Genomic DNA, 25,908 nt, shown 5'->3' with positions numbered 1-25,908 from the left:
CCGCCACACCAGCCGGAACGCCTCACCACACCAGTGGCGAGCAGGTGCGCCGCCCCGACACCATGACCGGCTGGGCCAGAACCCGGATCAGTGAGCTGTTCGACCCGCAGTACCCCATCGTGCAGGGCCCGTTCGGCGGTGGGGTCTCCACGGTCACGCTCGCCACGGCGGTGTCCAACGCCGGTAGTCCGGGCTCCTTCGGTGGTCACCACCTGCAGCCCGACCAGCCCGACGCCACAACCGGTGCGCTTGCGGCGGCGACCCGCCGGCCGTTCGCGGTCAACCCGTGGGTGCCCACCGCCGACCAGCCGCGCGGCATCGACGAGGAAACCTTCCAGGCCGCGCCCGCCCGGCTGCGCCCCGGTACGACGCGCTGGGCGCGGACCTGCCGGAACACCGCCCCCAGACGCTGCCGGACTTCGACGAACAGGTCGAGGTCGTGCTCGAACACCGACCACGCGTGTTCCGCTTCGTCTTCGGCACCCCCAGCGCGCGAGTGCTCGCCGAGTGCCGCCGCCGCGGGATCATCACCGTGGGCGCGGCGACCAGACCTCGACGAAGGGCGCGCACTGGAAGCAGGCGGCGTCGATTCGGCACGGCGTTCCCGGCCACCGAGCAATCCGCGGCACCGGCGGTGCACCGGGAGGTCCTGCACCCGCGCCCGGTACAGACGGCTCCCACGCGTTCTCGGGCCGGCACGGCCGCGGCATCCGCCACGGCTTCCTCGACGCACTCGCGACCGCGACCGCGTTCCGACCGATCCCAGGCGCGGGCGGCCGGGATCGGTCAGTACGGCTGTCCCCCGTCACGGGTGAACCCGGCCCTGCTCCGCTTCCCCGCCGCGCTCCGGTCCCGATAGGAAGATCACCGAGCGTGACCACCTGACGGGAGCGGGCGGCACATGGGCAACAGTCGGATCGGATCTGTGATGCGGGCGGGCGTAGATCGGGACAGCGGCCGCCCCTTGTACTCGGCGTGCAGAGCACACCATCGGCATCAGCGGCCAGCCGCGCTGACCGCAGTGCGCAGCGTCAGGTGGGCGACGTCGTGAGCACCACGTTGTACGAGGCGGTCGAGTCCGAAGGTGAAGGACACGAGCGGTACGGGTTTTTGAGGAGCAGGTCGAGCTTGTCGGCCCAGGCGTCGTCGTCCTCCGCCAGGGTCTCTGTGGGGAGGGTGAGGCGTGGCGGCCGGCTTCCGGCTGGAGTGCGCGGGCGTAGGCGCGGCGGGCGTCCGGGGTGACGGGGACGGGGTTGGGGGCGAAGAGGTTGACGCCGAACACCGCGCTGCTGGCGCGGACTTGGGTGATCTGGGCGGCGAGGTCGGCGGGGTCTTGCAGCCGCCGACGAGGAAGCCGAGTCCTCCGGCCCGGGCTGCGGCCTGGACGAGGGCGGGGGTGCTGGGGCCGCCGGCCGTCGGGGCGGCCCACACGGGCCGGTCGGTGTCGATGACGGTCAGGTCACCGGGCATGGCGTGACTCTCCACGTTCAGGCGGTGGGGGTGTGGTGGGTGAGGTGGTGGGGGAACCGTACGCAGCAGGCGGCCGCGGCGCAGGCGGCGGCGAGCACCAGGGCGGCGCCGAGCAGGAGTGCGGAGTGGTAGCCGTTGCGCAGCAGCGGTGCGGCCAGCAGGGGGCCGAGGATCTGGCCGAGGCTGTAGCCGGTGGTGAGTAGGGCGATGGCGCGTGGGATGCGCAGATGGGTGCCGATGGCGAGGGCCATGGTGCTCACGCCCATGAAGGTGGCGCCGAACAGGATGGCGGCGGCGAGCGCGGGGACGCTGCCGGCGGACAGGGCGGGCAGGGCGATGCCGACGGCCTGGAGGGCCAGGGAGATCGTCAGCAGGGCCGGGCGGGACATGCGGCGGGCCAGGCGCATCCACAGGGCGCACGAGGGCAGCGCGGCCAGGCCGACCACGATCCAGGCGCCGCTGCTGATCCAGCCGGGTGCACCCTGCTGGAGGGCGGCGACCAGGAAGGTCCCGGCGATGATGTAGCCGATGCCTTCCAGGAGGTAGCTGGCCAGCAGGGCGGTGAACCAGCGCCGGGTGCGCGGCCGTTCGGCCGGCGCCGTGGCGGCGGGAGCCGCGGCGCGGGGCGCCAGGCCCCAGGCGGCGGCGGTGAGCAGCGCGGTGAGCGCGGCGCAGGCCGACCAGGCCGCCTGCCAGGAGCCGGCCTGCTGCACCGCCACCACCGTCAGCCCGGAAAGGGCTATTCCCGCGCCGACCCCGCCGAAGGCCCAGCCGGTCATGTGCTCGGCGTGCGCGGCGAGCCCTGCCAGCATGGCGCTCGTCGCGATCATGAAGACGAGGGCGCTGGCCGCGCCCGCTGTCAGCCGCAGCGCCCGCCATGCGCCGTCGTCGTGGGTCAGGGGCATCAGGGCGAGGGACGCCGTCAGGACCAGCAGCCCGGCACGCAGGGTGGTCGCCGACCGTAGTAGCGCGGGGGCGGTGATGCCGAGCAGGGCGCCTGCCAGGTAGCCGAGGTAGTTCGCGGTGGCCAGCGAGGCCCCCAGGCTGTCCGACATCCCGGCCTGGGCGTGCATGAGCGGCATGATCGGCGTGTACGCGAACCGGCCCACACCCATCGCGGCGGCCAGGGCCGCCGCGCCGCGCAGCACGGTCGGCCACGGGGAGCCGGCCCGCGCTGTGGCGCGGGTGTGGTTGGGCTGTGCGAGCTCCTGTTTCATGGCCACTTTCTTTCGCGGTCATCCCCGTGCGCAAGGCTTCCCTCTCGACGCTAGGCGGCGCGCACAGTGCGCGGAAATGCCGGTTACGCTGCATCCATGTTCCCCAGGCATCGCGCGAGGCGACGGTGATCGCGCCCGGCCCCGCAGGCACATCCGGCATCGAGCTGCGGCACCTGCGGGCGTTCGCAGCGGTGGCCCGGCGCCGCTCGTTCACCCAGGCCGCCGAGGAACTGCTGATCACGCAGCCGGCCCTGAGCCGCACCGTCGCCCAGCTGGAAGCGGCCCTCGGGGTGCGACTGCTCGACCGCTCGTCTCGCGGCGTCGCGCTCACCGACACCGGCGCCGAGTTCCTCGTCCATGTGGAGCGGACCTTGGCCGCGTTCGACGCGGCCCTGGCCGCGGCCCGTCACGAGTTGACCCTCAGGCTCGGTTTCAGCTGGCTGCTGCCCGATCCCTGGGCCCAGCGCGCCATCGCCCGCTTCGAGCGCGACAGCGGGGCACGGGTCGAGCTGGTGCGCTGCGACGATCCGCTGGACGCCCTCGACCGCCAGGGTGTCGACGTGGCCTTGGTGCGCGGCGGCAGACCGGTCGGGGCCGCCGTGCGCACGGTGCACCTGTACGACGAGCAGCGCGTCGCCGTCCGCGCCCGCGAGGAAGCCCCGGGCGGCGGGCCGCAGGCCTCCCACAGCCATCCCCCCAAGGCCGTGGCCGACGCTGTGCGCTGGCAGGACGCCCCCGAGTGGACTCTGGTCGTCAACACCGCCAGCGGCACCACCGGCCCCTGGTGCTGGCCGAACGGGGACGGCCCGCGTCGGTACGTGGAGACCGCGAACTTCGACGAGTGGCTCGAATCGGTGGCCGCGGGACGCGGTCTCGGCATCGTCCCCGACGTCGCCGAACGCCGCATCCGCCACCCCGCGCTGCGCTTTCGGCCGCTGACGGGCGCACCGCCCAGCCCGGTCCGCCTCGCCTACCGCCCAGAGGCAGGAACCGGCTCCGCGCTGCTGCGCCGCTTCCTCGACGCGGCACTCGAAGCAGCCGCGACCTCCAGCCATGCAGGTGAGGCATAGCCGCAGCCGGAACGGCATTTCCGCTGGCGCCTGCTATCTCCCTACGGTCGACGCGAGGGAGGGGGCGGCCCAGGGCCCGCCCCCTCCCCTCCCCTCCCCTTCCTGCCCCGGCCAAGGAGCTGCAGCAGCATGGCGTCGCCCTCCCCCCTTCTTCCCCGTCACGACGGCTCGGCCCTGGTGGTCGGCGGGCCCACGACCGTTCTCGACCTCGGCGGGCTGCGCATCGTCTCCGACCCGACCTTCGACGCCCCGGGCCCGCACGGCTACCTGACCAAGACCGAGGGCCCGGCCCTTGCCGAGGACCGGCTCGCCGACGTCGACCTGGTCCTGGTCAGCCACGACAACCACGCGGACAACTTCGACGACCGCGGCCGTACCTTCGCACTGGCCGCCCCGCTGCTGCTCACCACCACGGGCGGCGCCGGCAGGCTCGGCGGCGGCGCGAAGGGCCTGGCCGCCTGGGACACCCACACCCTCGCCCGCCCGGACGGCGGCGAGCTGACCGTCACCGCCGTTCCGGCCGTCCACGGCCCCGAAGACGGCGAGCGCGACCCGGACGGCGAGGTCAACTGCCAGGTCGTCGGCTTCGTCCTCGCCGGAGCCGGACTGCCCACCGTCTACATCAGCGGCGACAACGCCTCCATCCGCACCGTCACCGAGATCGCCCGCCGCACCCCACGCATCGACGCGACCGTCCTCCACGCCGGCGCCGCCCGCGTCCCGGGCAAGTTCCGCGAACGCCCGGTCAGCCTCGACAGCGTCCGCGCCGCCGCGGCCGCCGCGATCCTCGGAGCCCCCGTCAACATCCCCGCCCACTACACCGGCTGGGCCCACTTCACCGAAGGCCGCGACGCCATCGAGCACACCTTCGACGACGCCGGCCTCACCTCCGTCCTGCGCATCGCCGACCACGGCACCTGGCTCCCCCTCAAGCCCTGACCGGCCCTCACCCGCAGGAGCTGCTCGCCATGCCCCTCGTACGCATCGACATGATCCGCGGCCGCACCCCCGAGAGCATCCGGGCCATCGCCGACGCCGTCCAGCGGTCCCTCGTCGACGTCCTGAAGATCCCCGAGCGGGACCGTTTCCAGCTCGTCACCCAGCACGACCCCGACGAGATCATCGCCCTGGACGCCGGACTGGGCTTCCAGCGCACCGCCGGCACCGTCATCGTCCACATCTTCACCCAGCGCGGCCGCAGTACCGAGGACAAGCGGCTCGTCTACCGCACGCTCGCCAAACAGCTCGCCGAAGCCGGTGTCAACGGCGAGGACCTGTTCGTCGGCTATTTCGAGAACGGCCCCGAGGACTGGTCGTTCGCCGACGGCCGCGCCCAGTACGTCGAAGGTGACCTCCCGGCCCCCGGACACTGAACCCGCACACCATGCGCGGCCGGCGGTGCACCGCCGCCGGTCCCCCCGGCCGAGCCGGCCGACCGAGGTGCCGCACCCGCCGCGTGCCTGTGGGTCAGGCAGGCTCGGGGATCGGCTCCAGGAGCTGGGGCCCGTTGTTGCGGACGTTGTCGACCGCGGTGCCGACAGGGGTGGCGGTGAGTTCGCCGACGGCCGGGGTGTGGTCGTCGGGGTCGGTGCGGGCGGGTCGAGCCAGGCGTCGACGTCCGCCGGCGAAGCACAAGCCCCTGCATCGCCCTCAGCCGACCCGCGCGACCTTCGGTCAGTGCCTGGGTGAAGCAACAGCGCCCCGACGCCCCCAGGTTGTCAGCCCGGTCGGCGACGGTCTACGTGGCTGGCTGGCGCCGGGTCGGGCCCGTCGTCGACGTGACCGAGCTGGGTACGGGCCCCGACCCGATCCTCCACCGCAAGCCCGCCCAGTACGCATCCACCCACACCACGTACGCGGCCTGCCGCTCGGCCTCCTCCAGCCGGGCTGACTCCGGCGCTGCGGCCGGCTGTGGTCGCCTCCGGACCGTTCCACGCCGGCAGACCGGCAGGTAGGCGGCACGCTACGCGCGGACGGCGGCGAGCGCCCGCTGCGCGGTCATCAGTGCGGCTTCGAACGTCTTCTGCTTGGCCACCCGTCGATCGTACGCGCGGACGGCCACGCAACCCGGCCGCTACCTCGGCCTTCGGCTAGCCAGCCGGCTAGTGTTCGGCCTCGACGCGGGAGACGTGGTACTGGCGGATTCGCCAGCCGGTGTCGTGGAGGCGGAGCACCAGCGACAGATTCACACGGGCCTCCCAGTCGTGCGCGTCGCTGAACGTGACGGCCGCGAAGCCTCCGGCGACCTGCTCGCCGATCGTGTACGTGTGCAGGACTGTCACTTCGGCCCTTCGGCCGGCCGGTACGGCTTCGTAGTAGTCCCGCACCGCGCCCCGGCCTGTGAGGACGGCGGGTCCGAAGCCCTGGAAGAGGGCGTCCGGGGTGAACAGATCGGCCATGGCGTCGGGCTGGTGGTCGTCGAAAGCGGACTTCCAGCGCCGAAGGACGTCATGCATCGGATGGCTCATTGCTTCAGCTCTCGTCTGCGAGTGGGTGTGCGGGCAGCGGACCCCTGCGCTTGGTCGCGGAGTGGCCAACAACCACGATCACTAGTCGACCGGTCTATTATCAATGTAGATGAGCGGTCGTATACTTGCAACCATGGGACGGACCAGTGATGCCAGGGAGAAGATCATCAGCGCCACGCAGTTGCTCATCGAGCAGCGTGGCTACTCGGCGCTGGGCGTGGCCGAGATCTGCAAGACGGCCGGGGTGCCCAAGGGGAGCTTCTACTACTTCTTCGAGTCCAAGGAGGCTCTGGCGCTGACCGTGCTCGACGAGCACTGGGCCGGCCAGTATGGCGAGTGGACCCGTGTCCTGCGCGGCGACGCCGATCCTCTGCAGCGGCTGCGGCAGCTCTTCGAGGAGACCGAGGCGAGCCAGCGCGCGGGGCAGCAGAGCTGCGGCACCGTCTCCGGCTGCCTGTTCGGGAACCTCGCACTGGAGTTGAGCAATCAGACCGAAGCGATCCGCCGGCGCCTGCAGGAGATCTTCGACGCCCAGGTCGACATGGTGGAGTCGGTCGTCGCCGAGGCGCGTGGGCGCGGCGAGGTCGATGTCGCCGACACCCGTGAGGCGGCACGGTCGGTCGTCGCGCAGCTTGAGGGTCAGGTGCTGTTCGCCAAGCTCTACAACAACACGTCCCGGCTGAGCGTTCTGTGGGCGAATTGCCTGGCTCTGCTGGGCGCCCGGATGCCGCAGGTGGCAGCGGTCGAGGTGTGAGCACTGGTCCGCTTCCGGCGGGTCGGAGCGTCGGGCGCCGGAGTCCCGTTCCCAGGTTCGGGACCGCCGGCGCCTTGGGGTGCGTCGTGCGTCGCGCGCCGAGGGGAGTTCAGACGTGTGAGGCCAGTCTCCGCAGGATCTGGGCGGCGGGCTCGGCGGTGGCCTGGCGGTACCCGGTCCCGGCCCACAGATTGATCCGTTCGGGGTCCCCGGCCGCGGTGGCGGCCTGGCGCATCGGCCTGGTCAGATGGTGCAGGGCGGGATAGCCGCAGGGGGCGAGGTCGCTGTAGTGGTCGGTGAACCGGTTGGCCAGTGCCCGCGCGGGCCGGCCCGTGAACGCCCTGGTCACAACGGTCCGGCGGCGCTTCGGGTCGGCCAGGGCCGCCTGGTGGGGAAGCGAGGTGCCGGCTTCGTCCGCCCGCAGCAGGACCGTGCCGACCATGACCGCCTCGGCCCCGGCGTGCAGCGCCTCGGCCACGCCGGCCGGGGTGGCCAGCCCGCCCGCGGCGACGAGCGGCAGCGACACCGCCGCCCGGATCCGCCCCAGCAGCTCGGTCAGCGGGACGGAGGCCGGAACATGCTCGGGAGTGAGCGTGCTGGAGTGCCCTCCGGCGGCCGACGCCTGTACCGCCAGGACATCGGCGCCCGCGTCCGCGGCCAGGCGGGCCTCCGCCGCTGAGGTGACCGTCTGGACGACCACGGTTCCGGCGGCGCGCAGTGCGGCGATGACGGCTGCGTCCGGGACGGCGAAGGTGAAGCTGACGACCGGGACCGGCACGGACAGCAACAAGTCGATCTTGTCCGACCAGTGGTCGTCGTCCTCGACGATTCCCGCCGTCCGGACGTCGAGTTCGTAGGCCCGGACTTCGGGGGCGATCGCGGCGGCATAGCGTCGGAAGGCCTCCGGATCGACCGGCAGGGGGTTGGGGGCGAAGAGGTTGACGCCGAAGGCGATGTCGTGACGTCGGACCTCGGCGATCTGCTCGGCCAGTGCGTCGGCGGTCTTGTATCCGCCCGCGAGGAATCCCAGCCCGTTCGCCCGGGCCGCCGCGACGACCAGTGCGGGGGTGCTGGGGCCGCCGGCCATCGGCGCGGCCAGAACCGGGTTGTCCACGGCGAGAGCGTTGAGTGGCGAAGTCATGGAGTGCCTTCTTCTCCTTGCGAGATGGGGACGGACTTGGTCCGGGAGCGATCAGTGCCCGGCGCTCTGGCCGCCGTCGACGTGGAGGATCTCGCCCGTGACGAACGGGGCGTTCTCGAGGTAGACGACCGCGTCGACGATGTCGCTCACCTCGCCCATGCGGCCGAGCGGATGCAGCGCCGCGAGAGCCGCACGGTTCTCCTCGGGGTGCATGGGTGTCCTGATGACGCCCAGCGCCACGGCGTTGCTGCGGATGCCGCGGCCGGCGTACTCGATGGCCAGCGCCCTGGTCGCGGACTGCAGCCCCCCTTTGGTCAGAGAGGCGAGTACGGAGGTCACGCTGGAGCTGGCCTGGTCGGCGAGTGTGCTCGTGATCTGCACGACGTGACCGCCGCCCTGCTCGAGCATGCGCTCCACCGCGAGCTGGGTGATGCGGAAGAAGCCGGCCAGGTTCACGCCGAGCACCGCGGCGTAGTCGTCCTCGGTGTAGTCGGTGAAGGGCTTCGCGACGAAGATCCCCGCATTGTTGACCAGCGTGTCGATACGGCCGAACCGCTCGACGCCGGCGGCGATGACGCGCTCCGCGGTCGTGCGGTCGGCGATGTCGCCCTGGATCGTGACGACGCCGGGGTCGTCCGACGCGGCGATGTGGCGCGAGGTGGCGACGACGCCGTAGCCCAGCTTGCGGTAGGCGGTGACGATCCCGGCTCCGATGCCCTGGGACGCGCCCGTCACGACCGCGACCTTCTGTACCTGCGTGCTCATGGTGACCTGACCTTCTTCAAGGGGACGAGGAGGGCCCGACTGGTAGCCAGGCGGCCGTCCATGTCAAAGTAGACGACCGGTCGGGTAATTTCAAAGGCCTGTGTGCACCGTCAGCGCGCAGGGCCTGCGCCCGCAGCCGTGCGTCGTCGCGAGGGGACGAGAGCCCCGCAGAGAGAAGGAGAAACCGCCATGAAGGAGTTCCTGGTCGAGCTCACCACCACCGTTCCCGAGGGCACCGACCCTGCCGAGGTGGACCGTCGCCGCGCCGACGAATCCGCCAGGGCCAGGGAGCTGGCAGCGGCCGGCCACCTCGTCAGGCTGTGGCGCCCGGTGGGTGAACTGCGCAGCATCGGCCTGTGGCGGGCCGCCGACGAGGGCGAGCTGTACGGGGAGGTGCTCGGTACGCTGCCGCTCTGGCCGTGGATGACCTCGGTGGTGACGCCCCTGGAGTCCCACCCCAACGACCCGGGCAGGGCCGCCGCCACCACCTGAGCCCCACGAACGGGGCTCGTCGCCGCCTGACGGGCCCCGTCGCTCCCACCGGAAGCGCAGCGTCCGCTTGACGCTAGACGACCGGTCGTCTATTTTGGAATAGCCGACCAGTCGTCTATTCCCAGTCCGATTCAGAATCCCCAGAAACGAACGGAGCCATCGCCGTGGCCACCCCCGTCAAGCTTTCGATCGTCTACTACTCCTCGACCGGCACCATCACCGAGATCGCCAAGGAACTGCGCGACGCCGGTGAGAAGGCGGGCGCCGAGGTCCGCCTGGTGAAGGCCGCCGAGCTGGCCCCGCAGGCGGCCATCGAGGCCAACCCGGCCTGGGCGGCCAACCACGCCGCCACCCTGGAAATCCCCGAGGCGACAGCTGAAGACATCGACTGGGCCGACGCCGTACTGTTCGGATCCGCCACCCGTTTCGGCAACCTCTCCTCGCAGCTCAAGCAGTTCATCGACACCCTCGGCGGACTGTGGGCGGAGGGGAAGCTGGCCGACAAGGTCTACAGCGGCTTCACCTCGTCCGCGACCCCCCACGCCGGCCAGGAGACGACGCTCCAGGCGCTCTACACCAGCGTCCACCACTTCGGCGGCATCGTGGTCGCCCCCGGCTTCACGGACCCGGTCAAGTTCGCCGACGGCAACCCCTACGGCACCTCGCACGTGGACGGCCAGGGCACGAAGCCGGTGGACGAGACCACCCGCGCCGCCGCCCGTCACCAGGCCCAGCGCGTGGTGCGGATCGCCGCGCAGCTCAAGGCAGCCTGACCACCCACCGGCCTAAGTCAGGGCAGCCCGGCGCCGCCACACCGGCGGCGCCGGCGCCCCCGCCGAGGAGACCCCCATGTACGCCGCCACCGCCACCGACCGAACAGCCGCCGAACCCGCGTCGTATGCCACGCCCGGCGTCCTTCCGGCGACCTGCACCGGCGAGGTGGCCTGTGCCTGGAACCTGCCGCACCACCCCGAGTCCGCCGGCACGGCGCGCCGCATCGCCCGCACCGTCCTCGACGCGTTGGGCGCCGACATCGACACGGCCGACGTGGTCCTGATCGTCGTGTCCGAACTCGTCACCAACGCCGTCGAACACGCCCTGCCCCCCGTCACCCTCCACCTCGAGCAACGCACGGAGTCCGGCGCCCTGCATGTCGAGGTCGACGACGGCGGCCCCGCCCCCGAAGACCGCGCCCGAGCCGCCGGCCGCGATCCGGAAGAGCACGGCCGCGGCGCCCCCATCATCGCCCTGCTGGCGATCGCGCACGGCGAACGCGCCCTTCCCCGCGGCGCGGCCCACTGGGCAGACCTCCCCATCGCCGCCTGAACACCGCCAGCAGTGGGCCGGGCCCGGTGTCCCGGAGGCGATGCTCGCCACGCCGGTCACGTCGTTGCCGGCGGACCCGTCGGGGTGGGCGTTCGAGGTGAAGTGGGACGGGGTGCGGATCGCGGTGGGTCTGGACGGGCGGGGCGGGTGGCGGCTGGTGACCCGCAACCGCCGGGAGGTCGCCAGGCAGTATCCGGAGTTGGAGGTCCTCACCCGGCTGCTGAAGGGCCGTCGGCTGGTCCTCGGCGGGGAGATCATCGCACTCGATCCCGCCACCGGCCGCCCGTCCTTTCACCGCCTCCAGCAGTGGCTGTCGCTGCGCCGGCCGCAGGCGACCCGCGCCGCGATGCACACCGTTCCCGTCACCCTGGTGCTGTTCGACGTGCTCGCCGACGGCGACCAGGACCTCACCGGGCCGGGCTGTCCTGTCTGCAGCGCCGCCGCCGTCTTGAGCAGCTGCCGAGCGGTGTCCTGTTCGTCCGGCCCGACCTCGACTGCGAGATCGAATATCTCGGCCGCACCCCGGCAGGCCACCTCCGCCACCGTCTGGCGTGGCCTGCGCGGAGCCCAGTCCTGCTGACCCCTGGCTAGCCCCCGCGCCGGCTACCGCCGCTGGTCCGCCAGCACCTCGGACGACGCTTCCCACTGGTGCAGCACCGGCGGGAGGGACGACGGTGCGCCCGCCCCGTCCTGCTGCAGCGAGACCGTACGCGTGGGCGCGGGGATCGAGATGCCCTCCGTCCGGTACCGCTGGTGCAGGCGCTTGATGAACTCGTGCTTGATCCGGTACTGGTCGCTGAACTCGCCGACGCCCAGGATCACCGTGAAGTTGATCCTGGAGTCCGCGAAGGTGTGGAAACGGACGGCGGCCTCGTGGTCGGGCACACCACCGCTGATGTCGGCCATCACGCTGTCGACGACGTCGAGGGTGACCCTCTCCACGTGCTCCAGGTCGCTGTCGTAGCCGACCCCGACCTGGACCAGGATCGACAGCTTCTGCTCGGGCTGGGAGTAGTTCGTCATGTTCGTCCGCGCCAGGCGGCCGTTGGGGATGATCACCAGGTTGTTCGACAGGTTGCGCACCACGCTGTTGCGCCAGTTGATGTCGACGACGTACCCCTCCTCCCCGCTGGTGAGCCGGATGTAGTCACCCGGCTGGACCGTCTTCGAGGCGAGGATGTGCACACCCGCGAAGAGGTTGGCGAGGGTGTCCTGCAACGCCAGCGCGACCGCGAGACCGCCCACCCCGAGGGCGGTGACCAGCGGGGCGATGGACACCCCGAGGGTCTCCAGGGCCACGAGAACGCCCATCGACAGCACCACGATGCGGGTGATGTTGACGAAGATGGTCGCGGACGCCGCGACGCCCGTCCGGGACGCGGCCACCGACTGCACCAGCCCGGCCACCACCCGGGCCGCGCTGAGCGTCGCGATGACGATGAGCACGGCCGTCAGCGACTGGTCGACCAGCCCCCCGATCCGCGCGGTGAGCGGCAGGGCCGAAGCGGCCACCGCGGCCCCGGCGATCACGGCCGCCCAGGGGACGATGGTGCGCAGCGCGTCGACGATGATGTCGTCCCCGCTCCACTTGGTCCTGGTCGCGTGCTTGCCCAGCCACTTCATCAGAGCCCGCAGCACCAGGCCCGCCACACAGCCGGAGGCCAGCGCGATGCCGGCCACCACCCAGTCGTGCAGGACCAGGTCCCGGGTCACCGTCCCGCCCCCGCAGTGTGGAGGGCGAGGGAACGGGCCGCCGCCGGCCGCCGTACGTGCTGTGTCGTCACCTTGTCGCCTGTCAGGTCGTGTTGTGCGCTGCCGCGTTGGAGCGGACGTACGCATTCCGAACGGACTGCCATCCTGCCCCATGGCCCGGCTGCCGCCACAGCCGGACCCCGGCGTTCCGGCCGCTCGGCCGCTCGGCGGGGCTACTCCGTCCGTGCGGCAGCGGGGTCGCCTGTTTCGGGCGGTCGACGCGCCCCAGCCTTCGGCGGGAGGGCCCCCTCTGCACCGCCGAGGCACGCTCCCGCCTCCCCCGCCATGGGCAGAGGGGCCCGTCAATTCCGCCCACTGATCAGACGTGGTCCAGGAACAGGCCCTAACCGCAGGACGACGCGGAAGTCGACCGGAACCGTCACCAGCCCCAACGTCAGCCACCCTGTCCGGACCGGCGTGGTCATCGCGGTGCCCGACACCCGCTGCTGCGCCGGTCAGGTCCCCGAGAGGCGGCCAGGCCGGTGGTCGGGCCGCCCTGCCCCGGCGGCGGCCGGGGCAGGGCGAGGCCAAGGTTCCGAGGCGGGTGCCCCCCGGGGCCCGTCGCAGCCGGTCTCGGGCACTGCCGCTGGTGGGCTGTGACGATCAGGCGAGGTGGTCGGCGACGGTGGCGGCGAACTCCGCCGGCGAGACGATGCGGATTCCGAGCTCCTCGGCCTTGGTGCGCTTGGAGCCGGCCTTCTCGCCCGCCACGAGCAGGGTGGTCTTCTTCGACACGGAGGAGGATGCCTTGCCGCCGGCGCGCTCGATCAGTTCGTTGACCTCGTTGCGGGACAGGCCGTCCAGCGGGCTGCCGGCCATGCTGCCGGTGACGACCACGCTCTGTCCGGTGAGCGGCCCCTGGGGACCGTCCTCCTGCGGGCCGGCGTTCGAGGGAGCGGTGGGCTCGGTGACGGCGGTGCCGACGTTCTGGGCGATGAGCTTGTCCAGGACCGGGGCCAGGTCGGCCAGCTCCGCGACGATCACCTTGGCCTTCTCCACGCCGATGCCGTCGACCTCGGCGAGGGCTTCGGCGTCGGCGGCGCGGATGGCGGCCATGGAGCCGAAGTGGGCGGCGATCCGGCGGGACATCGTGCGGCCGGTGCCGCGGACACCGAGCGCGCAGAACACCCGGTTCAGCGGGGCGTTGCGCGCGGTTTCGATGGCGGCGAGGAGGTTGTCGGTGCTGGTGTCGCCCATCCGCTCCAGCGCGAGGAGCTGGTCGCGGGTGAGGGCGAACAGGTCGGCGACGTCCTCGACCAGGCCGGCGTCGACCAGCTGCACGGCTCGGGTGCCGCCGAGGCCCTCGATGTCGAGCTGGTCGCGGCCGACCGCGTAGCGGATGGACGCGACCGCCTGGCAGCCGCGGCCGCGCGAGCAGCGCCAGCGCTGCTCGGAGGTGTCGATGGGGTCCCCGCAGCGCGGGCAGGCCTCGGGGAAGGCGATCGGCTGCTCCGCGCCGGTGCGCTGGTCGACGAGCGGCGCTTCCACCCGTGGGATCACGTCGCCGGCGCGGTAGACGAAGACCTGGTCGCCGAGGAGGAGCCCGCGGCGGGTGATGTCGGCCGGGTTGTGGAGCGTGGCGTAGGTGATCGTGACGCCGTCGATGACCACGGGCTCCAGGACGGCCCGGGGCGCGATGATGCCGGTCCGCCCGACGTTCCACTCGACGCCCAGCAGCCGGGTGACCTTGTGCTCGGCTGCCAGCTTCCGCGCGACCGCCCACCGCGGCGCCCGGGAACCGGACCCGGCCTGCTGCTGGTCGGTGGCGGTGTCCGCCTTGATCACGACGCCGTCGATGCCGAACGGCAGCGCTGACCTCAGTGCGGCGACCTCCTCGACGCGCTGCTGGACCTCCTCCACGGTCGCGCAGCGTTGCGGGTGGGCCTCCGTGGTGGCGGCGGTGTTGGCGCCGAGCTCGGCGAGGCGGCCGAGCAGGGCGGTGTGGCCGAGGTCGTCGAGGCCGATGGCACCGTAGGCGAAGAACGTGAGTTCGACCCGGTAGGGGCGGTCCTTGGCCCGGAGCGTCCCGGCCGCGCCGCTGCGCGGGTGGGCGAAGGGCGTGGCGCCGTGTGCGGTGCGGACCTCGTTGGCGTGGTCGAACTGGTCCTGGGTGAGCAGGACCTCGCCGCGCAGCTCCAGGTCGAGGGGCTCGGTCAGCCGCGCGGGCAGGCCGAGGACGGCGTCGGCGGAGTGGGTGATGTCCTCGCCCGCGAGACCGTCGCCACGGGTGAGGACCTGGACCAGGGAGCCGGCGCGGTAGCGGGCGGCGACGGCCAGGCCGTCGAGCTTGGGCTCCACGCACCAGCCGTCGACCGGACGGCCGAGGCGGCGCTCCAAGCCGGCGGCCCAGGCGGCGAGTTCGTCGGCGGAGAAGACGTTGTCCAGGCTGAGCATCGGCACGCTGTGCGGGACGTCGCCGGTGGCGGCGCCGCCGGCGACCTTGCCGGTGGGCGAGTCCGGGAGCACCTCGTCCGGGTGCGCGGCCTCGTACGCCTCGATGCCGCGCACCAGGGCGTCGTACTCGTCGTCGCCCAGCGGCGTGGATCCGTCGGCGTAGTAGGCCGCGGCCGCCTGGACGGCGGTGGCGACGGCGTCGGCGTAGGCGCTGGGGGTGGCCAGTGGGGCAGCGTCGGTCATGGGTCCATCATCCCGACCAGCACTGACACACGGATCCGCGTGCCCAGGTGGCGCCCGCCGCGGCGGCCTCAAGTCCCGCTCCGGTCGCTCCGCTGCCGGATCCGCGCCCTGCTCACCCGTCACATCAGTCACAGAGGCGATGTCGCAGGCCTGAGCCTGCGTTTGTCGCGGTTGTGGTCAAGGTGGTCCGGGTCACGGGTCTGTCCCGGCGGTGGTCGACGGCGACGGCGGTGCGCGGCGGTGGTGTGGTCCGGCGTCCGGGCAGGTCGGCGGCGGGGTGCGGCACGGTACGGAGGGCGGCGGCGCGGGTGGTTCCGGCCGTACATGTCACAGCACTGTTCTGGGGGCGGCCCGGGCGGAACGGTTCGTCCGGGCGGGCGGTCCTGGTCTTCGGAAACCCGCTCGCACCAAGCACCAGGCACCCGCCGCACCACCCGGAGGAATACACCATGCGCGTCAGCAAGCTCGCGTTCGCCGTCCTGGCCGTCGCCGCCGCCCTCTCGCTCACCGCCTGCCAGGACGACGAGACGGGCACCGCACAGGCCCAGACCGCGTCCACCGGCGCCTCCCCCAGCGGCGGTCCGGCCTCCGGCGGTCCGGCTTCGGGCGGTCCGGCCTCGGGCGGTCCAGGGAAGGGCAGCACGCCGCCCACCGCCGCACCGGCCGGCTCCACCGGGGCCGGGAAGACCGCCAAGTGCCGGACCGCGGACCTGACCATCACCGCCGCGGACCGCACCATCACCGGCGACGCCGACAACACCGTCGTGGTCGAGTTGAAGAACCACAGCGGCAAGGACTGCACGCTCTCCGGGTACGCGGGCGTCGACCTGAAGACCTCCGCGGGCACGCTGTCCGCGAAGCGCTCCGGCGAGCCGGTCGTCGCGGGCGTCGTGAGGAGCGGCAAGTCGACGTACTTCGGCATCAGTTACCCGGCCAACACCTCGGGCGGCTCCGGCGTCCGGATCACCGGCCTGGTGGTGACCCCGCCTGATGAGACCCAGTCGGTCACCCTGCCCTGGCCGGGCGCCGGCTCACTGCCCGTCACGGACGGCAGCGGATCCCCGGTGAGGATCGGCCCGATGGGAAGCGCCGGCCAGGGCGAGTGACCGCGGGCGCCCCGCCCGGCCCGGCCCGTCGGTGGCGGCCAGCCCCGCATCCCCGCTCCGTGAGTCCGCTGCTTGGCCCTTGGCCGCGCTCCACCCCCGACCTCCGAGTATGGCTCTGTTCACGAGTACCAGCAGCAGTTGTTCACCGGTTCGAGCAGCGTCTGCGGTCGGCTGCGATTCGAACAGTGCAGGAGACTGGGCAGCGCCGAGGCAGCCGATTTCGGCTGAGGACCCTGTGTGTCGAGGCACTTCACGCCGGCCGGCCAGCCGGACACCGGTCGTCGAGTGCCAGCCCGCTGACTGACCCCGTGCGCCCCTGCCGGCTTGCGCGGCAGGGGGACTTTGCTGCGCCGTTCTCTTGCTCACGGCTCCCGGGCCCGGGCTTCACCGCGTTCGTGCCGCGCGAGGGGCTGCGGCCCCTGCGCGACCCGGACGCGGCGAGCCGAACGACGACGGCGCGGGCCGTCCGATACGGGACGTGGCGGCGGGGGGCTACTTGGATTCGACTCGTCCTACCGGGTCGGGGCCGGTCGTCAGTGCCTCGCAAGCGGTCTGCCACGTGGGGGCGCCGGGGTGGAGCTGGGTGTGGAGGTAGGCCGCGGTGAGCCGGGCGAGGGCGGCGACTCGCTCGGGATTCTCGTCGGTTGTCTCGGCGGCGTCGTATCCGGCGATCCCGCCGAGTCCGTGCTCCGCGTCGAACAGGGTGAGCAGGGTCTTGGGGCCGGGGGCGAGGGTGTAGGGGTCGGCGTGCCAGTCCGGCCCCATGTCCGTGAAGTGGAGGGGGTCGTCCTTGTCGCCGGCGACGACCAGCGCGGGTGCGGTCATGGTGGAGAAGTCGACGGCCCCGATGATCGGCCACTGCTCGGCCATGGGTCCGTTGAGGGCGTCGCCGCCCCTGCCGGGCGCGGCGAGCAGCACGCCCGCCTTGATCCGGGGCTCGACGAGGTGCACCACGTTCCCGGTGTCGGGGTCGGTGAGCCCGGCGCCCAGCAGGAGGGCGGCGGTGAAGCCGCCGAGCGAGTGTCCGACGAGGGCGACCTTGGTGTGGTCGATCCGTCCGGCGAGCTGCGGCACGGTGTGCTCGATGACGTCGAGCCGGTCGAGAATGTGCGTCATGTCCTCGGCGCGGGAGCGCCAGAAGTCGGGTGCGCCGGGGGCGTCGGCGACCAGGTGGCTCAGTGTCCTTGAGGTGAGGTGAGTGGGCTGGACGACGACGAATCCGTGTGCCGCCCAGAAGTCGGCGAGCGGTGCATAGCCGTTGAGCGAGGAGAGGTTGTTCGAGGGGCCGTGGCCGTGGGAGAGAAGGATGACGGGGAGGCTGGTCCCGGTCGCGGGTGCGGAGACGCGCACCTGGAGGTCCACGGGACGTCCGGGCACGGGCAGGACCACGGGGCTGAATGACAGGACCGGGACGGGCGAGCCCAAGGCGTCGGCGCTGGTGGTGGTGGATGTGCTCACGATGGTGGTTCCCTTTCGTGGTGCCTGCCGCTCCCGGTCTCCCTGCGACCGGGAGCGGAGAAGACAGTCAGGGCATCCCGTTTCGGATATCCTGAAACGGAACGTTGCTCCACTTAATATCCGGAGCGATGCTCCGTTTTGTCAAGCGGTGTCGAAGGAGAACGTGATGACCGAAAGCCCTGCAGGGGAGGTGCCGTCCCGAAGCAAGCGGGCCGACGCCCAGCGCAACCGGCAGACGGTGCTCACCGCCGCCGCCGAGGTCTTCGTCGCCTCCGGCGTCGACGCGCCCATCCGCCAGATCGCAGCCCAGGCAGGCGTCGGGATGGCCACGATCTACCGCCACTTCCCGACCCGGGCGGATCTCGTCACCGCCGTCTACCGCCACCAGATCGAGGCATGCGCCGAGGCCGGCCCGAACCTGCTGGCCAGCACCGGCTCACCGCTCGACGCGCTACGCCAGTGGATCGACCTCTTCGTCGACTTCCTGGTCACCAAGCACGGACTCGCCGACGCCCTGCAGTCCGACAGCGACCGCTTCGCCGCGCTGCACGCCTACTTCCTCGACCGCCTCTTGCCCGTCTGCGCCCAACTGCTCGACGCCGCGGTCGAGGCCGGTGACATCAGGGCCGGCACGCAGCCCTACGAGCTGATGCGCGGCATCGGCAACCTCTGCATCGGACGCGACAACGATCCCCGCTACGACCCCCGACGCCTGATCGCCCTCCTCCTCCAGGGACTTCAGCAACCGCAGACGTCCTGATGCCGACGAGCGGACGTCGCGACCTGCTCCCTGCACTCTCCGAGATGCCGTCCGTCACGGTCCCGGCCAATGCGCTGTCCCGTAGGTCGACGGCTGCGGCCTCGCGGCATACCGGCGCCGGTTGTTGACCATGTTCGATGTGGGGGCGTTCGTGTTCCAGTTGCGGTGCGAGGCGGTCCGTTGGGTGGACGACGAGCCGTGGCCCGGAGTGGTGGAGGTCCGGTTCGCGGACGCGGCGGGACGGCGCTGGTCGCTGTTCGACAAGGCCCCGGTCTTCGCGGCCCCGGGCGGGCTCGGCCCGCACTCCGCCTACCCGGTGGAGGTCACCGTCGCCTGCGTGGTCGTCGAAGGCCCCGTCCTGCCGCAGGACGACGAGGTCGTCACCGTGTCCACCTCGCCTCACGGCGTCGCGACGCCGGACGGACGCGAGGAGTTCACCGTGAGACGGGACCGGCTCATCCGCTGAGCGCGAGGTCCTGGAGCCGCGCGACGCCGAGCATCTGATAGTGCGGATCGCCCGCCCGGGACACCGCCCGGTCCGGCCGCCGGCCCGTTCCCGTCCAGTTCCCACCCGGCGGGATATTCCCGACGGGGGTACCCCGTTCGGCCCCATACTGGCCCCTGCCCGCGTCAGTTGAGGAGAAGGAAACCCATGCTCTCGAAGCGTCTTGTCGCCACCGCCGTCGCCTGTTCGGCCCTGATCGTGGGAGCGAGCGGGTGCGGCCAGGACAAGGCCCCGGCCGCCGCCACCGCGTCCGCGGCGGCCTCCTCCACGAGTGCGGGCGCGGCCGGGCACCTGGACACCGGCAAGCTGACCGCCGCCGAGATCGAGAAGCAGGCCCGCGACGCGATGGCCTCACTGTCCTCGGTCAAGGTCGCCGGAAACCTGGTGACGGACGGCCAGAAGATGACCCTCGACCTGGCGACCGACACCAAGGGCAACTGCCAGGGCAAGGTCGGCATCGCCGACATGGGCGAGATCGAGATCATCCACACCGCCGGCGTGAGCTACATGAAGCCCGACGCCGCCTTCTGGAAGGCCATCGGCGGCCGCGGAACCAACCCCCAGGCCGGCGCGATGGCCGCCGAACTCTTCAAGGGCCGCTACCTGACCGGCGCCAAGGACGACCCCAAGCTCGCCGGGCTCGCCGCCATGTGCGACCTGGTCAAGGCGATGACCGACGACGAGGAGACCGACCCCGACGCGGTGAAGGGCGCCGCCGCCACCGTCAACGGCGTCAAGACCTTCACCGTGGTCACCACCGACGACGACGGCGCGAAGACCACCGCCTACGTCGCCACCGACGGCAAGCCCTACCTGGTCAAGGTCACCCACGACGGCAAGGAGCCCGGCGAGATGGTCTTCAGCGACTTCGACAAGCCCATCACCGTCCAGGCCCCGCCGGCCGACAACGTCATCGACTACTCGCAGTTCAAGGCCAAGCTCACAGCCTGACGAACCACCACCCGCCGCCGCGGGCGCCCCGGGCGCCCGCGAGACGAGGTACGCAAGGGAGCAGGCCCGCCGTCCTGCCCGGACCGCGGGGCGGCGCTGGTCAGGTGGCCGCGTCGGTGTCCGGCGGCACGCCCGGGCCCGCTCGTGATCCAAGCCGCCACGGGGCCTGCACTTCGCACCTCCTCCTTCGAGGTGTCTTCAGGTGTCGAAAGGGATCCAGGCCCGGCGTCCGGGCAGCGGACCGTGACGATCGTGGCGGCCCCGGGCTTGATCCACCCGACGGACAGCGGAGACCAGCGGCCTCGGCCAACGGGCGGTGCCCACCGGTGAGGTGTGCGTCTCGTGCGGGCGGGCACCAGCGGGCTGGTCACCGGCCCTCCTCCCCGGGCGGTGCCGGGCCCACTCGTGCGCCCGGCCCCGGGGCACGGGGCTGCCCCGTGCCCCGTGTCACCGCGCGTACGCCTTGCGGCACATGTCGACCAGGTTCCCGGGCAGGCCGTACCGGCCGCCCTGCGCGCAGACGTCCGCCGGCGCGAAGGGCGGCTGCTTGGAGTGCGGCGGCTTCGGTTCCCGGGGCCGGGTGGGCCCGGAGGCGCGGCCGGAGGAGCGTGCGGGCCTGGAACGGGAAGGTGCGGCCGGAGGGCCGGGCGCGACATCGGCGCCCCGGTACTCGGGCTCCAGGGCATCGTCCGGCTCCGGCTCCGGCTCCGGCTCCGGTTCCGGGGCCGGCGGCGGGGTGGGGATCGGAGCGGCGGCCTGACCCAGCGGCGTGGCAGCGGGCTCGGGCATCGGTACCGGCGCGTGCTCCAGGGCCTGCAGGACCGGCGCGGCGGTGAGCTCGGACGCGGTGATCCGCTCGGTCCGGCCGCGCTCGGGGGCGATCCGCTCGGCCCCGGTGACCACCGCGGCGGCAACCACCAGGGCGAGCACGGCACTCCGCCGGGCCGCCGGGGCGGAGAGCGCCCGGGCGCCCGAGGCGGCCGTGCGCGCGGCCGCGCCCGGGCCTCGGCGGAGATGGCCGGCCGGCACGCCGGCGGACGCCGCAACGGCGGTGCCCGGAGCCGGGCCGGCGGCGGCTTGCCGGGCGGCCAGCGCCTCGCAGACACGGGCGTTGATGGTCGTGTGCCAGTAGGCGAGGGCCCCGGTGAGGGACCACACGGCCGCCGTCTCCCGGTAGAGCCGGGCCGCGAGCCGGTGGTCGCCCGACCGGTGCGCCAGGTAGGCCCGGACCTCCTGCACCCGCAGCACGTCCGGGTGTTCGGGGCCGGCTTCTGCCGCCAGCTCGTGCTGGAGCTGCTCGGCCAGCTGCCAGGCCTCCGCCGTCCGCCCGGCCCGGACGGCCGCCCCGATCCGGCGCATGGCCGGGGACGCCTCGCCGTCGGCCAGGCCGTTCGCCAGCCCGGGCGGCGGCGAGACGGCCGGGCCGTTGTCGGCCGCCACAATGCCCTGTCTCGGTCGCGTCATCTGCGCTTCCTCCCGTCGTCGGGTCAACGATGGCGGCCACGGGGCGCTACGGGTGGGAGGCCCACGGGCCACGACCAGGTGATTCACCCGAGGTCCACCGCACCGGTCCGCCAATCTGCCTGCACCCCGACGCGCCGGCGCGCGCTCGCTCACGCGCTCGACGGCTGGGGGATCAGCTGCCCGAGCGGAGATCCAGGTGGTCGGCTGCCCTTCGATCAGACCGTAGGAGCCCTGGCCGTAGAGAGTCGCGGTGACCTTCGGTACGCCGATCGGGGAGTGCTCGTTGACGAGGCACCCGGTGTCGCCGTCCCCCACCCGCCGGCCCGGGTGGTGGTGCCGATGACCGCGGCATCCGGTCATGCCGAGCCGGCTATCGAGCGTCGGCGAAAGGCCGGGCAGGCGGAACCTACCTGACTCGGCACCAGGGGTGCTTCGAGGCCGGGCTGCTGCCGCCGGGTCATCGTGAAGGCCGTCGAGCACCGTCATTGCCGCCTCGGGACCGGGCGGCGCGTGTCCGTGAGCCTGCGTGGTGGGGCCCGGCCGCCGGGGGTGTGCGGCCGGGCCGGGATCGGCGGCGGGATCAGCGTGGACGTCCCGTCCCCGGCTGCGACCGTACGGCACACTCCCGCCCTGGCCGGCGTGGACGCGCGGCCGAGCTGCAGGTGAGGGAGACAGACCGTGCGGGCGCCGTGTGCGCGGCCCGGCGCAGGGGCGGAGAGGGCAGGATTCGAACCTGCGCGGGCCCCAGGGGGACCCTGCTCGGCCATCGCTGGCCAGGCACCCGATGAACCGCTCCGGGCACCTCTCCCTGTCCGGGACCCATCTCGCGTTCCCTGACGTGCCCTCAGGATGCCCCGGGCACCTGACCCGGTGCTGACGCCCGGCTGACCCCCGCACCGTCCCACCCGGCCGCCGCCGGCTCCGCGGCCCGGCACGGGATACGGCGCTCTGCCTGCTGTCAGGCGGCGACCCGGGGCGCCCGGCGGTGCGACGCCCACGCGCGGGCGAAGGCGCGGGTGCGGTGCGGGTGCGGGTGCGGGCCGCGGGGGGCCTCGCCGGGCGCCGGAGCCGGCGCCGGGCATGGCCCTACGACAAGATGCGGCTCAGCACCTCCGGGCCGGACTCGGCGACGATCGCATCCCCGCCCTGACCACCGCTCTCGTCGGCGGTCCGCCTCGGCCCCAGCTCCAGCCCCGGCACATCCAGCAGCTGGGAGAGCCCGGGCGCCGCGTGCGTGGTGGGGGCCATCCCGTCGGGCAGCGGCGCCGTCGGCACGTCGTGCGGGTGGACGTGCGCCTTACCGACGACCAGCACGTACTTCCCCGCCCGTTCGACATCCCCCGCGATGGCATCGGCCGCATAGGTGTTGAAACGCCCCGCGCGCTGGAAGGAACCCCAGGGTCCCGGCGGGTTACCGGTCGTCGGAAGCCCGTCCACGAACTGGACCCGTACTCCCTGCACCTTGGCCTCCTGCACCATGGCGTGCAGATCGTTGCCCTCCAGCGAGTTCCAGCTCCGGTCGTACCGCTCGATCATCAACTTGAGCTCCGGCGGCATCGCCTTGTCCTGCGGGGAGCGCAGGAACTCCTCCATGAGCGGCTGGAAGCTGTCACCGCGCAGCGCCTCCAGGTAGACGGTGCTGACACCCGCCTCGTGCAGAGCCGCCATGTTGTCCTTCAGGAACGGCCAGGTCCGCGAAGCGGAGTGGCCCTCCCCCAGAACGAAACCGTCGTGCTCCGCAAGGACGGCACGGGCGCCGGAAATGGCGTTGTGGGCATCTCCGAGCACCCTGTCGACGTTGGCCAGGGCGTCGTGAGGCAGGCCGGCCGGCTGCCGCTCCGCGTTGGCCGCCACCATCTCGTCGAGCTGCGCGCGGCGGGCGTCCTGTCCGTTCCAGTAGTCGGCGGTCCGGTAGTCCTGGCGCGCCACCAACTCGATCCGTTCGTGTCCCGTGGACTCGAACTTGTAGGACGGCAGGGTCCTGATGGCCTCCTCGGTCGCCTTCAGGAGGTTCTTCCTGACCGGCGACGCAAGGTCGTTGAAGGTGATCGGGTCGAGGTCGGTCTTGAACGTCTTGGTGCGCTTGTTCAGATGGGTGCCCTCGAGAGGGCGCTGGGCGGCCCCTTTGCCGGTCACCGGGTGCAGGTGCGTCCCCCCGGGGCTGTTGTGCGGCAGGCCCGGAAGCAGCGCGGACAAGCTGTTGGGAGTGCTGGGCACCAGCAGCTTCTCCGCCTTGTAGAGCACCTTCTGCAGCGCGGACTTCTGATACGGGAAGACGAGCGACGGCCCGGCAGGATGCTCGTGCAGGGGGCGGGCCTGCCGGCCGGTGTCCGGCCGCCCCGGACTGCCCTCCACCCGCGCGGGGGACGACTCGACGCGGCCCGGCATGGCGTGCGCCGGCCCCGGGCGGACGGGGCCCGTCCGGAAATCCGCCGGGACATGAACGCTCGGATGGCCCGGCTGCGCGGTGGGACGTGCGGACGAGGAGGCCGCCGTAGCCGGGGCAGGTGCGGTAGCACTGCTGTGCAGGACCGGTGTCGGGTGAATCTCCGGCATGGCACTCACCGGCCGGCCGGCACCGGAGGACGGGCTCTCGGCCGGGCTCGCGAGCCGGATCTCGTCGGCCCCGGACCCGATCGGACGGACCGGCGCCTCCGGAGAAGCAACGGCCGCGACCTCCGTCTGCGGCAGATGCACCTGCGGCAGATCCGCCGCATGCTGCACCCGCGGAGCAACCTCAGCCACCGGACGTACCGGCCCAGTCTCCACCGGCACATGCACCTGCGGCAGATCCGCCACATGCTGCACCCGCGGAGCAACCTCAGCCACCGGACGTACCGGCCCAGTCTCCACCGGCACATGCACCTGCGGCAGATCCGCGCCAAGGCGGCCGCCGCCCGCCGGGACGGGCGTCTCGTGCGCTGCCGGCGTGCCGACCGTCGCAGCCTCGTGGAGCGGCGGCAGCGAGGAGGAGTGGCTCGGCACGGGCGCCACGGAGCTCTCGTGGGGGACCGCAGCCGGCGCCGGCTCGTGCGTCGAAGCGGGGCCGACGTGCTGAGCAGGCGTCCCCTCGGACACGGGCGCGTGCGATCCGGCCGCCGCCGGCTGCGCCCCCTCCGTCATCGGCGTGTGCGTGCCACCGCCGTGGGCGGGCGAGGCCTCGCCATGTGCGGAAGGTGCGCCGCCCTCCGCGAGGGCAGACGGACCGTGCGCGGGCGTGCCACCCTCACTCCCGTGGGCGGCGGACGTCGGCGAGCCGCCGCCCGTACCGCCGTGCTCCGACAGCGGAGCCGCCGGGTGGGACTGGCCCTGCGACTGCGCGGCACCGCTGCCGTCGGCCGCGTGCTGCGCCGCGCCGCCGACCGGCTCCGTCGCCGGTCCGTGCGTACCACCCGCACTGGCAGGGCTCGCCTCCGAGCCGGCCGCCGGGTGCTGGCCGGGCACGCCGTCGTGCGTACCGCCCGCCGGTGCACCGTGCGCGGCCGACGGGGGAACCTCCGCCCCGGCCGCGTGCTCGGACGCCGCAGGCATCGCACGGCTGCCACCGGTGCCCCCACCGCCCTCCGCCCCGGCCGAGTTGCCCGAGGCCGCCGACGGCGGCTGCTCCGGCCCGTGCGCCCCCGCGGCCGTCTCCGGACCCCCCGCACCCGGGACCCCGCCGTGTGGGACCTCCGTCACGGGGGCCTTGAAGTGCTCGTTGACCGCGGCGCCCGCAGCATGCAGGCCGGCGGCGCTGGCTCCACTGAGACCGGAGCCGAGCAGGCTGTGGCTGTCCACCGTCCCGGTGGTGACGGCCTGGGTGACGACGTCCGCGCCCACGCCGACCGCCGCGCCGGTCGCCATCTTGCCCGGGACGGTCCCCAGCGCCTTGCCTACGCCCAGCTTGGAACCGGCCGCGCCGATGCCCTTGCCCAGCAGGTTGCCGGAGGCTCCCGCCACGGCGCCGCCGACCACATTCTGGCCGAGCTCCTTCATGTCGAGGCCCTTGCGGTGCCCCTCCAGGACCTGGATGCTCTGCGCGAGCAGGTTGATGGCCGCCATCTGGATGGCCTGCTTGGCGGCGAACTTCATCGCCTCCGTGGCCAGCTTCTTCAGAATCTGCTGGACGACGGTGCGGCTGATGCCGACCATGACCGGGATCTGAGCCAGCGACAGGCCTGCGGTGAACGGCGCCTCCACCTCGGCCGTGGCGATCTCGACCGCGAGAATGCCCAGCTGGGCGATGATCTGAATCTTCGCCGTCTCGGCGGAGTTGGCCATCGACTCCAGCATCTCGCCCATGCCCTCGCAGGCCTTGGCCAGGCCGGGGAAGACGCCGGGCTGGGCCTCGCCCTTGCCAACGGTGAACCGGTCCCAGTACTGGGACAGTCCGGTGGCCGCCACGCCGACCTGACCGGTCAGCGCGCGCTTGACGGCGGCGTCGGCCGACTCCTCGACCTCATTGAGGGTCTCGGCCATGGTGCGCCAGTGTTCGGCCATACCCCGCAGGCTGTCCTCGTCGGCCTCGGGCCAGCGGGTGCCGGACAGCAGCAGCAGAACCCACTGGAGGGGCTCAGGGAGCTCGGTAGCCAT

Annotated in this window: 23 protein-coding genes and 1 tRNA gene; 13 read left to right on the top strand and 11 right to left on the bottom strand. The window is 72.8% G+C overall.

Features of this window, described 5'->3' with window-relative positions; all coding sequences use genetic code 11:
- The first annotated feature begins 62 nt into the window (after positions 1–62).
- The gene (locus OG871_RS38850; RefSeq protein WP_371503185.1) at positions 63–815 is read left to right on the top strand and encodes a nitronate monooxygenase; all 753 of its coding nucleotides are present in this window, start codon (positions 63–65) and stop codon (positions 813–815) included.
- A gap of 672 nt (positions 816–1,487) precedes the next feature.
- On the opposite strand, the gene OG871_RS38845 is transcribed toward OG871_RS38850, so the two are convergent.
- Positions 1,488–2,687, bottom strand: a complete 1,200-nt coding sequence (locus tag OG871_RS38845) for a YbfB/YjiJ family MFS transporter (RefSeq protein WP_371493512.1) — start codon at positions 2,685–2,687, stop codon at positions 1,488–1,490.
- 125 nt (positions 2,688–2,812) lie between these two features.
- On the opposite strand from OG871_RS38845, the gene OG871_RS38840 reads away from it, so the two are divergent.
- From OG871_RS38840 to OG871_RS38830, 3 genes are all read left to right on the top strand, one after another.
- Positions 2,813–3,757, top strand: a complete 945-nt coding sequence (locus tag OG871_RS38840; RefSeq protein WP_371493514.1) for a LysR family transcriptional regulator — start codon at positions 2,813–2,815, stop codon at positions 3,755–3,757.
- 129 nt (positions 3,758–3,886) lie between these two features.
- Positions 3,887–4,696: an MBL fold metallo-hydrolase gene (locus OG871_RS38835; protein ID WP_371493515.1), complete on the top strand. Its 810-nt coding sequence runs from the start codon at positions 3,887–3,889 to the stop codon at positions 4,694–4,696.
- Positions 4,697–4,725: 29 nt separating this feature from the next.
- Positions 4,726–5,130: a tautomerase family protein gene (locus OG871_RS38830; RefSeq protein ID WP_371493516.1), complete on the top strand. Its 405-nt coding sequence runs from the start codon at positions 4,726–4,728 to the stop codon at positions 5,128–5,130.
- A gap of 94 nt (positions 5,131–5,224) precedes the next feature.
- Here OG871_RS38830 and OG871_RS38825 read toward each other — a convergent pair whose 3' ends face one another.
- Together OG871_RS38825 and OG871_RS38820 are read right to left on the bottom strand one after the other, a co-directional pair.
- Positions 5,225–5,392, bottom strand: coding sequence for a hypothetical protein (locus tag OG871_RS38825; protein ID WP_371493518.1), 168 nt, complete (start codon positions 5,390–5,392; stop codon positions 5,225–5,227).
- A 467-nt stretch (positions 5,393–5,859) separates the two neighbouring features.
- Positions 5,860–6,213, bottom strand: coding sequence for an SgcJ/EcaC family oxidoreductase (locus tag OG871_RS38820; RefSeq protein ID WP_371493519.1), 354 nt, complete (start codon positions 6,211–6,213; stop codon positions 5,860–5,862).
- A 145-nt stretch (positions 6,214–6,358) separates the two neighbouring features.
- Between OG871_RS38820 and OG871_RS38815 the strand changes: the two genes are divergently transcribed.
- The gene (locus OG871_RS38815; RefSeq protein ID WP_371493520.1) at positions 6,359–6,979 is read left to right on the top strand and encodes a TetR/AcrR family transcriptional regulator; all 621 of its coding nucleotides are present in this window, start codon (positions 6,359–6,361) and stop codon (positions 6,977–6,979) included.
- Between the two features lie 109 nt (positions 6,980–7,088).
- On the opposite strand, the gene OG871_RS38810 is transcribed toward OG871_RS38815, so the two are convergent.
- On the bottom strand, positions 7,089–8,120 hold the full coding sequence (locus tag OG871_RS38810; protein WP_371493521.1) for a nitronate monooxygenase: 1,032 nt from the start codon (positions 8,118–8,120) through the stop codon (positions 7,089–7,091).
- A 51-nt stretch (positions 8,121–8,171) separates the two neighbouring features.
- Positions 8,172–8,885: an SDR family NAD(P)-dependent oxidoreductase gene (locus tag OG871_RS38805; RefSeq protein ID WP_371493522.1), complete on the bottom strand. Its 714-nt coding sequence runs from the start codon at positions 8,883–8,885 to the stop codon at positions 8,172–8,174.
- A 189-nt stretch (positions 8,886–9,074) separates the two neighbouring features.
- Between OG871_RS38805 and OG871_RS38800 the strand changes: the two genes are divergently transcribed.
- The 4 genes from OG871_RS38800 to OG871_RS38785 all read left to right on the top strand — a co-directional run bounded on the left by OG871_RS38800 (position 9,075) and on the right by OG871_RS38785 (position 11,283).
- Positions 9,075–9,377, top strand: a complete 303-nt coding sequence (locus OG871_RS38800) for a muconolactone Delta-isomerase family protein (protein WP_371493523.1) — start codon at positions 9,075–9,077, stop codon at positions 9,375–9,377.
- Between the two features lie 164 nt (positions 9,378–9,541).
- Entirely contained in the window at positions 9,542–10,150 is a 609-nt protein-coding gene (gene wrbA / locus OG871_RS38795; RefSeq protein ID WP_371493525.1) for an NAD(P)H:quinone oxidoreductase, read from the top strand.
- 76 nt (positions 10,151–10,226) lie between these two features.
- Positions 10,227–10,703 carry an ATP-binding protein gene (locus tag OG871_RS38790; protein ID WP_371493526.1) on the top strand — a complete coding sequence of 159 codons (477 nt, stop codon included), beginning with the start codon at positions 10,227–10,229 and terminating at the stop codon, positions 10,701–10,703.
- Positions 10,704–10,743: 40 nt separating this feature from the next.
- Entirely contained in the window at positions 10,744–11,283 is a 540-nt protein-coding gene (locus tag OG871_RS38785; protein WP_371493527.1) for a hypothetical protein, read from the top strand.
- Between the two features lie 23 nt (positions 11,284–11,306).
- Here the strand turns inward: OG871_RS38785 and OG871_RS38780 are convergent, their stop codons facing one another.
- Both OG871_RS38780 and ligA read right to left on the bottom strand, forming a co-directional pair.
- Positions 11,307–12,416, bottom strand: a complete 1,110-nt coding sequence (locus tag OG871_RS38780; RefSeq protein WP_371493528.1) for a mechanosensitive ion channel family protein — start codon at positions 12,414–12,416, stop codon at positions 11,307–11,309.
- A 642-nt stretch (positions 12,417–13,058) separates the two neighbouring features.
- Positions 13,059–15,092: an NAD-dependent DNA ligase LigA gene (gene ligA / locus OG871_RS38775; RefSeq protein ID WP_371493530.1), complete on the bottom strand. Its 2,034-nt coding sequence runs from the start codon at positions 15,090–15,092 to the stop codon at positions 13,059–13,061.
- Between the two features lie 449 nt (positions 15,093–15,541).
- Here ligA and OG871_RS38770 point away from each other — a divergent pair, with 449 nt between their 5' ends.
- A complete protein-coding gene (locus OG871_RS38770; RefSeq protein WP_371493531.1) occupies positions 15,542–16,198 on the top strand; it encodes a DUF4232 domain-containing protein in 657 nt (218 codons plus the stop codon).
- A gap of 492 nt (positions 16,199–16,690) precedes the next feature.
- On the opposite strand, the gene OG871_RS38765 is transcribed toward OG871_RS38770, so the two are convergent.
- A complete protein-coding gene (locus tag OG871_RS38765) occupies positions 16,691–17,656 on the bottom strand; it encodes an alpha/beta hydrolase family protein (protein ID WP_371493533.1) in 966 nt (321 codons plus the stop codon).
- 166 nt (positions 17,657–17,822) lie between these two features.
- Between OG871_RS38765 and OG871_RS38760 the strand changes: the two genes are divergently transcribed.
- The 3 genes from OG871_RS38760 to OG871_RS38750 all read left to right on the top strand — a co-directional run bounded on the left by OG871_RS38760 (position 17,823) and on the right by OG871_RS38750 (position 19,872).
- On the top strand, positions 17,823–18,416 hold the full coding sequence (locus OG871_RS38760) for a TetR/AcrR family transcriptional regulator (protein WP_371493534.1): 594 nt from the start codon (positions 17,823–17,825) through the stop codon (positions 18,414–18,416).
- A gap of 139 nt (positions 18,417–18,555) precedes the next feature.
- Entirely contained in the window at positions 18,556–18,882 is a 327-nt protein-coding gene (locus OG871_RS38755) for a hypothetical protein (RefSeq protein WP_371493535.1), read from the top strand.
- A gap of 186 nt (positions 18,883–19,068) precedes the next feature.
- Entirely contained in the window at positions 19,069–19,872 is an 804-nt protein-coding gene (locus OG871_RS38750; protein ID WP_371493537.1) for a hypothetical protein, read from the top strand.
- 447 nt (positions 19,873–20,319) lie between these two features.
- Here OG871_RS38750 and OG871_RS38745 read toward each other — a convergent pair whose 3' ends face one another.
- The 3 genes from OG871_RS38745 to OG871_RS38735 form a co-directional block, all read right to left on the bottom strand.
- Positions 20,320–21,336 (bottom strand): hypothetical protein, encoded by a 1,017-nt coding sequence (locus OG871_RS38745; RefSeq protein ID WP_371493538.1) that lies wholly within the window; start codon positions 21,334–21,336, stop codon positions 20,320–20,322.
- 712 nt (positions 21,337–22,048) lie between these two features.
- Positions 22,049–22,144, bottom strand: a tRNA-Ala gene (locus OG871_RS38740).
- A gap of 278 nt (positions 22,145–22,422) precedes the next feature.
- On the bottom strand, positions 22,423–25,908 hold the full coding sequence (locus tag OG871_RS38735) for a hypothetical protein (protein ID WP_371493540.1): 3,486 nt from the start codon (positions 25,906–25,908) through the stop codon (positions 22,423–22,425).

It is taken from the genome of Kitasatospora sp. NBC_00374, assembly GCF_041434935.1.
Taxonomy (GTDB): Bacteria; Actinomycetota; Actinomycetes; order Streptomycetales; family Streptomycetaceae; genus Kitasatospora.
The sequence above is the reverse complement of the archived record's forward strand: the minus strand, read 5'-3'. Positions and strand labels throughout refer to the sequence as shown.